Raw genomic sequence first — 13134 nt, forward strand, 5'->3', positions numbered from 1 at the left:
TCCCTGCCTTTACAAAGTTTCACACTGACCTAAGATAGCATTATCGGCCTCATGAAAGTTTGGGGCTCCGCGCTTTTTGGCAGCCCGTTTTTTGTCCGAGCAAGTTGTGGCTGCCCCCCATGAGGGCAAGGCAGAAGGCAGGTATGATGATTGCCATCTGCAAGTCTCACTTACGTCGGCTCGGTGCGTTCACTCATTAACGACTTGATGGAACGACCTCACCATGGTTTCTCAATGGAAACAGCATCTTAAGAACTATTTCGTGGCGGGGTTGCTGGTGGTGATCCCTCTGGCAACTACGATTTGGCTGACGGTGGAGGTGGCCACCTGGAGCATCGGCTTTTTGACCAGCATTCCCAAGCAGTTTAATCCCATCCAGGGGCTGCACCCCATTTTGATCAACCTCATCGATCTGGCGGTGGGCTTGTTGACACCGGTTGTGTTCATCCTGCTGATCGGCTTCATGGCCCGCAACATTGTCGGCCAGTGGCTGCTCAACCTGAGCGAGCAGTTGCTCCATGCAATCCCGATAGCGGGGCTGGTCTACAAAACCCTGAAGCAATTGGTCAGCGTTTTATTTGCCCCTAACAACCAACGCTTTCGACGGGTGGTGCTGGTGGAATATCCTCGGCCTGGGGTTTGGGCATTAGCTTTTGTAACGGGCGTCATTCAAACTCCCATTCGACCGGATGGACCGCAGCGCTCCCTCAGCCTGTTCGTGCCCACCACGCCCAACCCAACCACTGGCTGGTACGCCATTGTGCCGGAAGACCAGGTGGTGGAGGTGTTCATGCCGGTGGAGGATGCTTTTAAGATGCTCATCTCCGGTGGGATCGTGACTCCGGAAACTTTTGAGGTCGGGCTGCAACGGCGCGAAGGGGCTCTGGCGGTGGCCATGCCCAGCCTGCGGGAGTTGGTGGAACAAGAGCGGGCGGCGGCATCCGCTAGGGCCGACTCAACGGCTGCCGAGGTGGGCTTTGAGACCCAAGGGATCCCCTAATCAGGCTTGTCCCTCTCCCAATAGGTCGGGCTGCCAGAGCTGGTATTCTCTGGCCTGCTCTAGGCGCACATAAAAAGGCCGCATCTGCCGATCCAAAGCTTCTGCCTGCTCCGAGGGGAAGGCTTTCCAGGCAGCACGGCTGGCCCAGCGAATGATGAGGTGAACAAGTTCGGGATCCTCGGCGTCAAGCCAGACCTCTTTGCCCAAAAAGCCCGGCTGTTGGTGCAGGGCGGGCCCCCAGACCTGCTCGTCTTGCAGAACAAAAGCCCTCTGGCCACCGGGAGGAACCCGGAAGCAGAGGTGTTCGATGGCGATGGGCTGGTCTGACATCGGCAAAGGTTGGTGCTGGGCTGGCTAGGACGCGGACGAAGGGTTGATCAGCCGCTGCAGGGTGGGGATGAAGTCGGGGTAGGAGATGCGGGCACAGTCAGCCCCTCGAAGGGTGGTGGATCCCTGGGCGGCTAGGGCAGCCACCATCAAGCTCATGGCGATGCGGTGATCCTCATGGCTGTCCACTTCGGCCCCCTGCAGAGGGATCCCCCCTTGGATTTCCAGGCCGTCGGGATATTCGGTGACCTGGGCTCCCATCCGGCTGAGTTCCTGGGCGATGGCCGCCAAGCGGTCGCTCTCTTTGACCCGCAATTCCGCTGCATCGCGAATGACCGTAGTCCCCTCGGCAAAGGCTGCCGCCACCGCCAAAACCGGGATCTCGTCGATTAGCGTGGGAATGAGATCGCCACCAATGCTGCAGCCCCGCAGGCGAGCCGAGCGGACCCGCAGATCCCCCAGGGGTTCACCTGCAACTTCCCGGCGGTTTTCAATGGAAATATCGGCCCCCATCTCCTGCAACACCTGCAGCACGCCGGTGCGGGTGGGATTGAGGCCCACGTCCCGCAGCAGCAATTCGCTCTCCGGCACAATCGAGGCGGCCACCAGCCAGAAAGCCGCCGAGCTGATGTCCCCTGGCACCTGCACTGTCTGGCCCACCAGGCGGGATCCTCCCACCACAGCCACGGTTTTCGCCGCCGTATCCACGTGGATCTCGGCACCAAAGGCCCGTAGCATCCGCTCCGAGTGGTCGCGGGAAAGGGCCGGCTCTGTAACTTGCGTGGTGCCTTCCGCCAGCAGGCCCGCCAGCAACAGACAGGATTTTACCTGGGCCGAGGCCACCGGCGAGTGGTAATGGATCCCCCTCAGGGATCCCCCCTGCACCGCCAAGGGCGCCAAGGTGCCCCCCCCCCGCCCCCAGATGTTCGCTCCCATCTGCCGCAGCGGCTCCACCACCCGTCCCATAGGCCGCGAGCGCAGGGACCGATCCCCAGTAACAGCAAAAAAGCGACCCGCCTGGCCGGCCAGGATCCCTAGCATCAGGCGCAGGGTGGTGCCAGAATTGCCGGCGTCTAAGACATCTGCCGGCTCCTGCAGGCGATCCAAGCCCACCCCTTGAATGCGGACGCACTCGCTGTTGAGCTCTGGGATATCGGCCCCCAAGGCCCGAAAACAGGCTGCCGTACTGCAGGGATCCTCCCCCAGCAGCAGCCCGTGAATGACGGTTTCCCCTTCCGCCAGGGATCCCAGCATTAGGGCGCGGTGGGAAATGGACTTATCGCCGGGAATGCTCACTTGACCGCGCAGGCCGCGAGCGGGAGAGAGCGTCAGGATGTCGGCAGAAGAAGCAGTGGTCAGCACAGCAGCCGTGACAACAGACAAAGACAAAAGCCCTCTTAATCATACGTTAAGCTGAAACCTGCCCTGCTCTTGCCGGCGGTCGGCCTTGCACCCAGAGGATCCTGACCTACTGGAAGACAGCCCGTCTTTTGACGGCAGCCGACCCTATCCCCGAGGATGAGCTTAACAACATGGATTCCTTGGTCGGGGCCTGGCCTCGGCCTTTTTTTGCAGGCCCTTATGTTGTGAATGCTAGCGTTTGATGGTACTAGAGTTTCCTACCGATCCTGCAATGGGTAAAGCTGGCCCGTTGAGCGGGGAAAGAATCAAAGCCACCCCCTGCACCTATGGACTTGGCAAGAGCTCAGCTTGGGGAAATGCTTCTGTACCACCACGAGTCTGTTTTGACGGAGGCAGTGGTGGCCTACCTGCACCCTCAGCAGGGTGGCACCTTTTTGGACGTGACGTTAGGTGGTGGTGGACATAGTTTGGCGCTGCTGCAGAAGGGAGCAGAGCGCGTGGTGGGGCTGGATCGGGATCCGACGGCTCTGGAGGCAGCCCAGGCGCGTCTGGCCGCAGCAGGGATCCCCCAGGAGCGCATCCAGCTTTGGCACCTCAACTTCGCTGATTTTGATCTGCAGCGTCACGGCTTCCGGGATGAACAAGGGCAGGGGATCCCTTTCGATGGCATCGTGGCCGACCTCGGAGTGAGCTCGCCCCAACTGGACTGCCCCGAGCGGGGCTTTAGCTTTCGCGCCGAGGGGCCGCTGGATATGCGCATGGATCCCACCGCCAGTCAGGAAACGGCCGCCGATTGGGTCAATTGCCGGCCAGTCGAAGACTTGATTGACATCTTTGTCCGCTATGGCGAGGAGCGCTTTGCCCGCCGCATTGCCCACCACATCGAACGATCCCGCCCCCTTTTCACCACCACCCAACTGGCTCAGGTGGTCTGGCAGGCAGTGCCGCCGGCAGCGCGGCGAGGTCGCATCCATCCAGCCACGCGAGTCTTCCAGGCCCTGCGCATTGCCGTCAACCGAGAGCTGGAGGCCCTAGAAACCCTGCTGGCCCAGGCTCCCAATTGGCTAAAACCCGGCGGCAGATTGGCTGTAATCAGCTTCCACAGCCTGGAAGATCGCCTAGTGAAATGGGCCTTTCGCCGGGATCCCCGCTGGCAGGTGCTCACCCCCAAACCTCTGGGCCCTTCCGAGCTGGAGCAGCAACGCAATCCCCGCGCCCGCTCTGCCAAACTGCGAGTGGCTGCCCGCAGCAGCTAAGTTGCCGCCCTGCCCCCTGGAGGCCCTCTGAGGTGCGTAGGGATCGGATAAAGTGAGGCCCAGTTGGCAGCAATTTCTTGGTGTGTGAGGTGCAAACTCTATGGTCAGCCAGACTTTGAATGCGGGCCCTGGCCGCAGTTCTCTCCCTGTCCAGCGCAAAACCGCGACCTTGGCCCCTCGTCCCCATCCAAGGACTACTCCGCCCCTCCCCGCCGGCAAAGTCAGAACCAGTCGCCCCCAACCCTCGAAATCAGCCTATCCCCCTAGCCGGGATCCCGCCTGGAGAGAGCACCTGATCTGGTGGAAGCAGATCTCCACCGGCATGGCCCTCGTCTCGGGATTGTCGGTGCTGAGTGTGTACAGTTGGACGGTGCATACCCAAAGCCGGTGGAGCCAGCGCTACCGAGTGTGGCAGCAGATGCAGCGCAACGAACGACAGTTTCTCCTCACCCAAGAGTCCATCGCCAATTCCTTGCGGGAGATCGCCGACCGCTCCGACATGGTGCCTCTGGTACCGGAGCGGATGATCGAGGTGCCAATTGCCCTCCCCAGCACAGCTTCTGGGCAGGGGCAAAACAAAGCCAAGCCTCTGGAGGCATCCGAGCAAGCCCCTCCTTTTTTTTATCCGGTTGGATACTAATCCAAAGGCTCTAAGCGGTAGCGGCTAAGCCAGTGATCCAAGTGCACCTCCTCCTCATCCAGGAGTTGGGCGTTGATCAGACCCCGCTTGAAGGCAAGGCGAATGGCGCGGGCCCGCAAGCTAAAAGTTGTGCCCCACTCCTCGCTCTCAATTTGGTCGTTGCTCACCTCAAGCTTGTCGTAGAGATTGCGCAGACGATTGGTCACCCCTCGCCGCGACAAAAACCGCCGTGCGGCAATGGCTTGATCGGTGAGGCCGAGGGCAATATCGATCAACACCTCGTACTCAGCATCGCTGAGGCCGGTAATTTTGTTTTGCGAACGGGAATCGACCCCTCGCACCTCTCGATCGATCACACATTGCTCATCCTGCACCACGGCCTGGATGGCACTGACCAATTTTTCGTCGGTGCAATTCTTCAGGAGATAGCCATAGACGGTTTGCGGCGGCACGATCTTGTGCAGCTCCCGCACATAGACTTCATCGGCAAAGTGGGACCAAAAAATGATGCGCGTACTGGGTTGCTCCGACCAAACCTGTCGAGCCACCTCGATCCCGCTCATCTCGGGCATGCGGATGTCTAACAAAAGAAAGTTGGGACGGTGCTGACGGTAGAGCTCCAATGCCTCTCTGCCGTTGGAGGCCATGTACACCGGGCCAAACTGCGGCAGATGCTGCATCAGCAGACTGTGCACATGTTGGCGGTAAAGGATGTCATCTTCAGCAAGGAGGGTGCTCACAGGCCTTGATCGCTAGTCCACCTACTCTAGTATGTTTCCTACCCTAGAAATCTCTGCGAAGGAAAATAAGGCACCAATGAGCAGTGGCAAAGTCGAGCCAGGGATCCTCTACAGCAGCTACAGGTAGCCGCTCAGGACGGTGTCTGATTGACCCGGAACTGTTGCCATTCTTGCCGGGTTCGTTGCAGCACCTGTAGCAGCTCCTCCCACCGTTCGCCCTCGATCAGCCGCTCTATTTTCCCCAACTGGACTTGATAGCCGCGCAGGGCAGCCAGGAGCGCCTGCTGGTTGTGACGGGCCATCTCTAGGCCCAACTGCGGGATCCCGCCACCGACACGACTGGTATCTCGGAACCCGCTGCTGGCCAGGGTGCGGGCCAATTCCAGAATGTCGGGATCCTCCTCTTGGCCGACAGCAGCGATCAAAGCGGCGCTGATCATGACCGGCAAATGGCTGATCCAGGCCACCGCCTGGTCGTGGCGTTCCGGATCGGCCAGGACAACTTCTGCGCCAACCGCTGTCACCAGTTCTTTCATCGCCTCGACCGCCTGCGGCTGCGTCTGGGGGAGAGGAGTGAGTACATAGGGCCGCCCCAGAAACAAGCTGGCTTCTGCCGCCTGGATGCCCTGCAACGTCTTGCCGGCCATCGGGTGACCTCCAACAAACAGCGGCCACAACTCCGTTGCTGGAGCAACAATCGGTTGCTTCACCGAGCCAACATCGCTCACCACCGTCTGCGGCGATAGATGGGGTACCAAGGCCGCTAGCGTGACCAATACCTGCTCCAGGGGGGTACAGATCACCACCACCTGGGGATCGAAATCAGCCAACTGGGCCAAATCGGTTCCACAGCCCTGCAGCGCTCCCCGTTCCAGCACCTCCTGACAGGTGGCCCGATTGCGGCTGATCCCCCAGACGGGGTAACCTTCTTTGCTAAGTTTGAGGGCCAGGGATCCGCCGATCAACCCCAACCCGACAATGGCAATGCGCATGGTTTTCCGTATCTATGTTCACTATTGGGTACTCTGAAACGGCTTGGGGCATGGAGAGACGGCCTTTCCGGATCCCTTCCAGATTAAGACCAGATTAAAGGCTCCATCCCGCCGCACGAAAAGCATACAGCGGGGGGATCCAGCCGCTAAGATGGAAGGATGAACTGGGTAACCCCCACAACAGTTCGCCCGGATCTTTCATCTCAGGAGGGGACCGTGCTTCATCGTAGGATCTATCAACTCAGCCGCGAAGGCAAGGATGTGTGGATCTACCTGCGCGATCAGGGACGCTGGCTGGAACGAGCCAAGATCCTCGATATCGAAGGGGATACCATCCTGGTTCGCTACGAAACGGAAGACGAAGAGGAGATTTGCTCCTGGGAGGAGATGATTCGTTTGGAGAGCATCGGAGCTGTTGCCCAGCGCCTTTCCTCCATCCCGAAAGGGGTGCTCAGCACCTCGGATTTGCTTATTTCCGAGGATTGTCCTCCTGCTGAGTTACTGCATTCCCCACCTTCGCCTCGCGCCACAGAGCCCCTCAGCGAAGAGCATCCCGGCAGCGAGCGCCTTGAAGAATACTACCTGGATCGGGAAACCTCTGCCGTCCGTGACAGCGAAGCGGAGTCTTTGCTACCCCTACGCTTGAACGGAGAAGACCTCAAGCGGGCGGATCGGGCTCGGAGCGATGTGGAGGGTCAGCGGGAGGGCAACCACGACTGAGCCGCAGTCTTCATGGAAAGCGGTCAGGAAGGGATCCCAGGGTAGAAGCTATTCTACCAGGGATTCCCTGGAGCAGGGACGAATGGTCAAGGGGCCGTAGAACTCCTCCTGGTAAAGCTCCACCTGCGAGCGAGAAGCCATGAGCAATAGCGACCAGAACACCTGAATCGGGTGAGAAGCCCCGCCACTCCCTTTCATAGAGCTTTCTTGGCAAAAGTATTGCTGCAGGTCGTCAAAGCTGATTTGGGCGATACCCTGTTGCCAAAGTTGGGCAAGCAGGGATTCCAGCTCGGCAGTGGTCTCTACGAGGTTTTCTGGGTGGGCCAACTGAGCGATCGCTGATAGCGGTTGCTTGCGAGAAACCCGTTGAGCCAGGGGCCTTGAGGCAGGCTCAAAGCGCTGTTCCAGCAAGGTCTCCAGCTCCTGCAGGTGGCCGATCAGTTCTTTGAGGGTGATGGGCCGAGTCCGACTCAGGCGGGGTACGGCCCTGGGCTGCAACACGCGATCCAGTTGGGCCAACGACCAACTGGGCCAGGGATCCTCCTCCAACTCCACCGGGCTGGTCTCCTCACTTTCTTCGTCTTCCGGCTCTGACAGCGCCATCGCCTTGAGATAGACCAACATAGCGGCATAGAGAAAAGCCTGTCCCGACTCCGACAGGTCATGACTGTTGGCAGCAGGAGCCATACGGGCTAAAAACCGATCGATGACGTCGATGACCTGCACATCCCACGGGTTAATCTCGCCCCGTTCTGCCAAATCGATAAGCAGAGCAATTGCCTCTTCGGTCGGTAAGTAGGCCATAGTGCCCCCAGCCTCTGTCCCTCACTGTAGCCCCCAAGCGGGATCCCGGCCATCTCCGGCCGGAGTCAAACCTCCAGCTCAACTTCTCAAGCCAACCGGCTGTGCAGCGGCGGTGCGATCGTGTAAGATAGTAGTCCAGCTCTAGCAGTTGCTAGAGTGGAACGTAAGGGCGGTTAGCACAGTGGTAGCGCACTTCCTTCACACGGAAGGGGTCACAAGTTCGAATCTTGTACCGCCCATAGGTTTTGACCTTCAGCGAACAGAGCTTCCGTTTCTCCTGTTGGGTGGTAACCTACAGGCTCCCCCGCCTTTGATAGAGAGCCACTGGTTATCGAAAACGAGGATGGGCAGCTTCTGCCAGACTCCTGTCCTCTGGGCAAGTGCTTCGAGCTGGGTAGACTAGGAACCTACAGGAGTCCCCTGCCTGTAACCAAAAGCCAGGAGATGCGTCATGAGTCCCTTCACCAACCCTCCCCAACCCCTGACTCCCGGCGAGTTTTTATCTTACTTAGAGGAGATAACAGGAGCCTACAAAGTTAAGACATCGATTATCACCTTTTACAGCAGAATTTGGAGTCAAGCATTTGATCTCAAATTTTCCAAGGGTCAGTGGATTTTTGGGTACAGCCCCTACTGGAGAGCGCTTCTAGAAGCTAAGCTCCAAAACAGCGAATACTATCCAATATCTTGCGTTGTCAGAACCTTCACCGACGAAAAACACAAGCGCAAGGCCCCCAATGGCAAAATCGTTTTGATCCCGACTAAAGAGCTAAGGATGTTCTTTCTTCCGGCTCCAGGACAGCTTATCAAGCTAACTCCAGAGGAATGCTTTGCCTGCCACAATACAGATGCCCAAACGGGAGAGCCACTCCCCCTCGAGCAAGATGTCAAGTTTTTGTAGTAGCAGCAGTGGGAGTTAGGAAGCGCTGCTAGGGCCAATCCCCCAGGACTAGGGCCATGTAGCTTAACCCCAATCAAGAGCTTGGCTCCAAGCGCAACAGGGATCCGTTGGGGGCATCGGTCAATAAGTAGAGCAAGCCATCCGGCCCCTGGCGCACATCTCGGATGCGACCCACCGCTCCTTCTAGCAGGCGCTCTTCTGCCACCACGCGATCCCCCTGCAAAACCAGGCGTGCCAAATGCTGACCGGCCAGCGCTCCCACAAAGAGATTGCCCCGCCACTCAGGAAAGACATCTCCCGTGTAAAAGGCCATGCCAGAAGGGGCAATGGAGGGCGTCCAGTGCAGCAGCGGCGAAGCCAATCCAGGAGCTGCCGCCAGTCCTTGGCCGACCGGTTCGCCGCTGTACTCCCGACCATGGGTAATCAGGGGCCAGCCGTAGTTGACACCGGGGGCCAAGATGTTGATCTCGTCCCCCCCTTGCGGCCCATGTTCGTGCGTCCAAATGGCTCCTGTCTCGGGGTGGCGGGTCATTCCCTGAATGTTGCGGTGGCCATAGGTAAAAATTTCCGGCAAAGCCCCTGCTTTTCCCACAAAGGGGTTGTCTGGCGGGATCCCGCCCGTGTCAGTAAGGCGCAACACCTTGCCGGCAGCATCCCCCAGATCCTGGGCCCGATCCCGCTCGCCGCGGTCGCCGGTGCTGATGTAGAGAAACCCTTCTTTGTCAAAGGCCAGGCGGGAGCCGAAGTGCTGTTGGGCAGGGGTTTTGCGCTCCATGTCAAAAATCACTTCCAGATCCTGGAGTTCTCTTTCTCTCAGACGGGCCCGCGCCACTCGCGTCCCCCCGCCGCCTGGCCCAGGAGCTGCATAGGACAAGTAGATCCAGCCGTTCTCTGCGTAGTTGGGGTGCAAGGCAATATCCAGCAGCCCTCCCTGGCCGCGGGCAAACACCTCTGGCACCCCAGCGATGGGCTGGGGATCCAACCCCTGCTCGGTAACTCGGCGCAGCCGGCCCGGACGTTCGGTCACCAGGATGGTTCCGTCTGGCAGAAAGGCCATCCCCCAAGGATGCTCCAACCCGCTTGCCAACGTCACGACCTGGAAGCGCTGCTCTGTCCTGGCTCTGGGCAGAGCTTGGGCGTGATCCCCCTGTTGCAGAGACATGACCGTTTCCGGTCTGACCGGGTAGGCCCCAACAGGGGCGGACAACCCCCCCAAAAGCAACAGCGAGGAGAGAAGTTTTATCGCCGGGATCCTCAGAGCCATTGCCACCTCGTTTTCGCGATGGATTTTGAGGTTTGAGCTAGCCAATCATTGCTGCTGCTCTTCTAAAAAGATGTACCGATGGGAGCAGAGTTGGCTGCCCACAAGAGTGGGGAGTTTCCTGTGCCCTTGCGGCCTTGGGTTAGCCTTGAGGGCAGCATCTGCCCCCAAACCATGCTGGAAGCTAGCGAGATCTTCGGCCAGCCCCAGAGGCAAACCTGTGGATCCCTGCAGGAACTCCAGATCCACCCCAGGGGGATCCGTCTCCTCTGTACCCAGGGCCGCTGGTCTATTCAGGTGCTCACCCCTCGTCTGCTGCGGCTGCGCTTTAGCCCCAGCGGCGAGTTCTTGCCCCGTCGTTCTTGGGATGTGGCTTTGGCGGATGAAGAGTGGCCGCCGGCTCCTTTTGAGCTGCAGGAAAGCCCCACCCAAGTTCACCTCAGCACTTCTCTGGTGCAACTGCAGATCGACCGGGATCCCCTCCGCTTCAGCTTTCGCGATCCCCAGGGCCAGGTCTTTTGTGCCGATATCTCTGGGGGCCTCAGTTGGGGATCTGAGAGCATCCGCCTGGTTAAATCCCTCCACCCCGCCGAGCACATCTACGGCCTGGGAGAACGGGCTGGGCTGCTCAACAAGCGGGGCCGGCGCTACAGCCACTGGACCCGCGACTGCTGGGGCTACGACGCCCACAGTGACAACCTCTATCTGGCCATTCCCTTTGCCTTGCTCCTCCGCCCTGGCCTCTGCTACGGCCTCTTCCTGCACTGCACCCACTGGAGCCAGTTCGACCTGGGCCAGGCGGAGCCTGAACAGTGGGCCATCGAAGTGCGCGCCCCCGAGCTGGACTACTACCTCATCTACGGCCCTACCCCCGCCTTGGTGCTCCAGACCTACACCCAACTCACCGGGCGAACCCCCCTGCCTCCGCTCTGGGCCCTCGGCTACCAGCAGTGCCGCTGGAGCTACGCCAGCGCTGCTCAAGTACAGAACATTGCCGAGCAATTTCGCCAGCGCCAGATCCCCTGCGACGTCATCTACCTGGATATCGACTACATGCGCGGCTACCGCGTCTTCACCTGGGATCCCCGCCGCTTTCCCGATCCCGCCCGCCTCACGGCGCAGCTGCATGAAGCCGGCTTTCGAGTGGTGGCCATTGTGGATCCCGGCGTCAAGTTCGATCCCGAAGCCGACTACGCCGTTTTTGACGAGGGCCTGGCCCAAGACTTCTTCATTCGCCGCGCCGACGGCCACCTCTTCCACGGCTATGTTTGGCCGGGCAAAGTTCTCTTCCCCGATTTCTCGCGCCCCGAAGTGCGGCAGTGGTGGGGATCCTGGCAGCGGGTTCTCACTCAAGCCGGTGTGGATGGCATCTGGAACGACATGAATGAGCCGGCCCTCAACGACCGCCCCTTTGGAGATGGGGGCCAAATTGTGGACATCCCCCCCGACGCCCCCCAAGGCCCCCCTGAAGAGCGCACCACCCACGCCGAGGTGCACAACCTCTATGGCCTCCTGATGGCCCGCGCCTCCCGCGAGGGTCTAGAACAGCTCTGCCCCAACCAGCGCCCCTTTGTCCTCACCCGCTCCGGCTTTGCCGGGATCCAGCGCTGGGCTGCCGTCTGGACAGGAGACAACCAATCCTCCTGGGAACATCTGGAGATGTCCCTACCCATGCTCCTCAACCTGGGCCTGTCGGGAGTTAGCTTTGTCGGCGCCGACATCGGCGGCTTCGGGGGCAACGCCACTCCCGAGCTGTTTGCCCGCTGGATGCAAATGGGGCTCCTCTATCCCCTCATGCGCGGCCACAGTGCTCAGGGAACTCGCCCCCACGAACCCTGGAGCTTTGGCCCTGAGGTGGAAGCCATTGCTCGACAGGCCATCCAGCTGCGTTATCAACTGTTGCCCTACCTCTACAGCCTCTTCTGGGAGTCCAGCCAAACCGGCTCCCCCATCCTGCGCCCCCTGTTCTACGAATTCCCTGACGATCCCCAGACCTACGAGATCTCAGACCAAGCCATGCTGGGATCCGCCCTCCTAGCTGCCCCCGTCGTCCGTCCGGGGATCCGCTGCCGCGCTGTCTATCTCCCGGCGGGCACCTGGTTTGACTGGTGGACAGGCCAGGCCCACAGCGGCCCTGGCTATGTGCTGGCCCCCGCCCCCCTTGACCAACTGCCTCTCCTTGTGCGCAGCGGCTCTATCCTGCCCTTAGCTCCTCCCTGCCAGTCCACCACCGACCTGCGCCGTGACCAACTGCGCCTTAAACTCTACCCCGGTGACGGCAGCTTCACCCTCTACGAAGACGACGGCCAAACCCTCGCCTACTCAAGCGGCCAGTGGGCCACCACCACCTTCCGCCTGCACCAGCAGGCCAACCAGCTCCTCCTAGAGATCGAGCCCCGCCACGGTGGCTGGATCCCACCCAAACGCACCTGGATCCTTGAGCCCCTTGGCCAGGCCCCCCTCCTCTTGCCCGACAGCGGCCAGGCCCAGCAGATCTGTCTGTCCAGCCCAGAAAGAGCCCGCCCCTAGTCAACTGCCCTCACCGCCTCCAGCAGCTCGCGGTTGTCCCGCTTGAAGATGGGCAGCCACTCCACATGCTGGTAGCGCAGGATCCCTTGGCTATCCACCACAAAATAGGCCCGCCGTATCCCCAGCAGACTATCCACCCCGTATTGCTGGCTCACCCTCCTGTCCACATCGCTCAGCAAAGGAAACTCCAGCTTGAGCTGCTCGGCAAAGGCTTCGTGCTTGGAGACAGGATCACTGCTAATCCCCAAGATCTCGCACCCTGCTGCCCGAAAAGCTCCCCAATCCTCCCGAAAACAGCGCATCTCGCTCGTACACACCGGCGAGAAGTCCGCCGGGTAAAAAGCCAGCAACACCTTGCTCTTGCCCCGATAGGCCCCCAGCGAAATCGTCGCCCCCTTCGGGATCCCTTTCCCCACTGCAGGCAGGCTAAAGTCAGGAGCTGCAGTCCCAATCACAATCCCCATAAAGCCGTCCGAAACCTTAAAGATCCCCTCACCAGTCTAACGGCGAATCCGGACCCTTGCTCCGTCGGGGGGGATTTTGGTGTGGGGTATTGACATGTGGGTTGGGGTGGGGGTAGGGTAGTAAAGCGCCAATGAGGC

At 60.2% G+C, this 13134-nt stretch carries 12 protein-coding genes, 1 tRNA gene and 1 pseudogene; 7 read left to right on the top strand and 7 right to left on the bottom strand.

What is annotated here, in order from left to right:
* Window positions 1-223 precede the first annotated feature (223 nt).
* On the top strand, window positions 224-1000 hold the full coding sequence (locus NW841_RS06870) for a DUF502 domain-containing protein (RefSeq protein WP_414365613.1): 777 nt from the start codon (window positions 224-226) through the stop codon (window positions 998-1000).
* Here NW841_RS06870 and NW841_RS06875 read toward each other — a convergent pair whose 3' ends face one another.
* Window positions 1001-1330, bottom strand: coding sequence for a TIGR03792 family protein (locus NW841_RS06875; RefSeq protein ID WP_414365614.1), 330 nt, complete (start codon window positions 1328-1330; stop codon window positions 1001-1003). It abuts the gene before it with no gap.
* A 24-nt stretch (window positions 1331-1354) separates the two neighbouring features.
* Complete coding sequence (gene aroA, locus NW841_RS06880; RefSeq protein ID WP_414385940.1) at window positions 1355-2689, bottom strand: 3-phosphoshikimate 1-carboxyvinyltransferase; 1335 nt, start codon at window positions 2687-2689, stop codon at window positions 1355-1357.
* A gap of 326 nt (window positions 2690-3015) precedes the next feature.
* On the opposite strand from aroA, the gene rsmH reads away from it, so the two are divergent.
* Together rsmH and NW841_RS06890 are read left to right on the top strand one after the other, a co-directional pair.
* Window positions 3016-3945 carry a 16S rRNA (cytosine(1402)-N(4))-methyltransferase RsmH gene (rsmH, locus tag NW841_RS06885; RefSeq protein WP_414378402.1) on the top strand — a complete coding sequence of 310 codons (930 nt, stop codon included), beginning with the start codon at window positions 3016-3018 and terminating at the stop codon, window positions 3943-3945.
* 322 nt (window positions 3946-4267) lie between these two features.
* On the top strand, window positions 4268-4585 hold the full coding sequence (locus NW841_RS06890) for a hypothetical protein (RefSeq protein WP_414370973.1): 318 nt from the start codon (window positions 4268-4270) through the stop codon (window positions 4583-4585).
* On the opposite strand, the gene NW841_RS06895 is transcribed toward NW841_RS06890, so the two are convergent.
* Together NW841_RS06895 and NW841_RS06900 are read right to left on the bottom strand one after the other, a co-directional pair.
* On the bottom strand, window positions 4582-5325 hold the full coding sequence (locus NW841_RS06895) for a response regulator (protein WP_414365617.1): 744 nt from the start codon (window positions 5323-5325) through the stop codon (window positions 4582-4584). The genes NW841_RS06890 and NW841_RS06895 overlap by 4 nt on opposite strands.
* Window positions 5326-5456: 131 nt before the next feature.
* Complete coding sequence (locus tag NW841_RS06900; RefSeq protein ID WP_414365618.1) at window positions 5457-6317, bottom strand: prephenate/arogenate dehydrogenase; 861 nt, start codon at window positions 6315-6317, stop codon at window positions 5457-5459.
* Between the two features lie 216 nt (window positions 6318-6533).
* Between NW841_RS06900 and NW841_RS06905 the strand changes: the two are divergent.
* Window positions 6534-6827, top strand: a pseudogene (locus NW841_RS06905) (DUF6679 family protein); the annotation flags it as partial.
* 258 nt (window positions 6828-7085) lie between these two features.
* On the opposite strand, the gene NW841_RS06910 reads toward NW841_RS06905, so the two are convergent.
* Window positions 7086-7841, bottom strand: coding sequence for a segregation/condensation protein A (locus tag NW841_RS06910; RefSeq protein ID WP_414365619.1), 756 nt, complete (start codon window positions 7839-7841; stop codon window positions 7086-7088).
* Between the two features lie 167 nt (window positions 7842-8008).
* Between NW841_RS06910 and NW841_RS06915 the strand changes: the two genes are divergently transcribed.
* Window positions 8009-8080 (top strand) — tRNA-Val (locus tag NW841_RS06915).
* 212 nt (window positions 8081-8292) lie between these two features.
* Window positions 8293-8742 (top strand): hypothetical protein, encoded by a 450-nt coding sequence (locus tag NW841_RS06920; protein ID WP_414365620.1) that lies wholly within the window; start codon window positions 8293-8295, stop codon window positions 8740-8742.
* 73 nt (window positions 8743-8815) lie between these two features.
* Here NW841_RS06920 and NW841_RS06925 read toward each other — a convergent pair whose 3' ends face one another.
* Window positions 8816-10006 (bottom strand): PQQ-dependent sugar dehydrogenase, encoded by a 1191-nt coding sequence (locus tag NW841_RS06925; protein ID WP_414385938.1) that lies wholly within the window; start codon window positions 10004-10006, stop codon window positions 8816-8818.
* A gap of 78 nt (window positions 10007-10084) precedes the next feature.
* On the opposite strand from NW841_RS06925, the gene NW841_RS06930 reads away from it, so the two are divergent.
* Window positions 10085-12532, top strand: a complete 2448-nt coding sequence (locus tag NW841_RS06930) for a glycoside hydrolase family 31 protein (protein ID WP_414385939.1) — start codon at window positions 10085-10087, stop codon at window positions 12530-12532.
* Here the strand turns inward: NW841_RS06930 and NW841_RS06935 are convergent.
* Complete coding sequence (locus tag NW841_RS06935; RefSeq protein ID WP_414337036.1) at window positions 12529-12996, bottom strand: peroxiredoxin family protein; 468 nt, start codon at window positions 12994-12996, stop codon at window positions 12529-12531. The genes NW841_RS06930 and NW841_RS06935 overlap by 4 nt on opposite strands.
* Between the last annotated feature and the right edge of the window lie 138 nt (window positions 12997-13134).

This window comes from Synechococcus sp. H60.3 (genome assembly GCF_047462295.1).
Taxonomy (GTDB): domain Bacteria; phylum Cyanobacteriota; class Cyanobacteriia; order Thermostichales; family Thermostichaceae; genus Thermostichus.

What these genes read in the sequence shown, in the direction of transcription:
- NW841_RS06870 (WP_414365613.1), top strand. Translation starts at nt 224, where the DNA reads ATGGTTTCTCAATGGAAACAGCATCTTAAGAACTATTTCGTGGCGGGG.
- NW841_RS06875 (WP_414365614.1), bottom strand. Translation starts at nt 1,330, where the DNA reads ATGTCAGACCAGCCCATCGCCATCGAACACCTCTGCTTCCGGGTTCCT.
- rsmH (WP_414378402.1), top strand. Translation starts at nt 3,016, where the DNA reads ATGGACTTGGCAAGAGCTCAGCTTGGGGAAATGCTTCTGTACCACCAC.
- NW841_RS06890 (WP_414370973.1), top strand. Translation starts at nt 4,268, where the DNA reads ATGGCCCTCGTCTCGGGATTGTCGGTGCTGAGTGTGTACAGTTGGACG.
- NW841_RS06900 (WP_414365618.1), bottom strand. Translation starts at nt 6,317, where the DNA reads ATGCGCATTGCCATTGTCGGGTTGGGGTTGATCGGCGGATCCCTGGCC.
- NW841_RS06910 (WP_414365619.1), bottom strand. Translation starts at nt 7,841, where the DNA reads ATGGCCTACTTACCGACCGAAGAGGCAATTGCTCTGCTTATCGATTTG.
- NW841_RS06920 (WP_414365620.1), top strand. Translation starts at nt 8,293, where the DNA reads ATGAGTCCCTTCACCAACCCTCCCCAACCCCTGACTCCCGGCGAGTTT.
- NW841_RS06925 (WP_414385938.1), bottom strand. Translation starts at nt 10,006, where the DNA reads ATGGCTCTGAGGATCCCGGCGATAAAACTTCTCTCCTCGCTGTTGCTT.
- NW841_RS06930 (WP_414385939.1), top strand. Translation starts at nt 10,085, where the DNA reads ATGGGAGCAGAGTTGGCTGCCCACAAGAGTGGGGAGTTTCCTGTGCCC.
- NW841_RS06935 (WP_414337036.1), bottom strand. Translation starts at nt 12,996, where the DNA reads ATGGGGATTGTGATTGGGACTGCAGCTCCTGACTTTAGCCTGCCTGCA.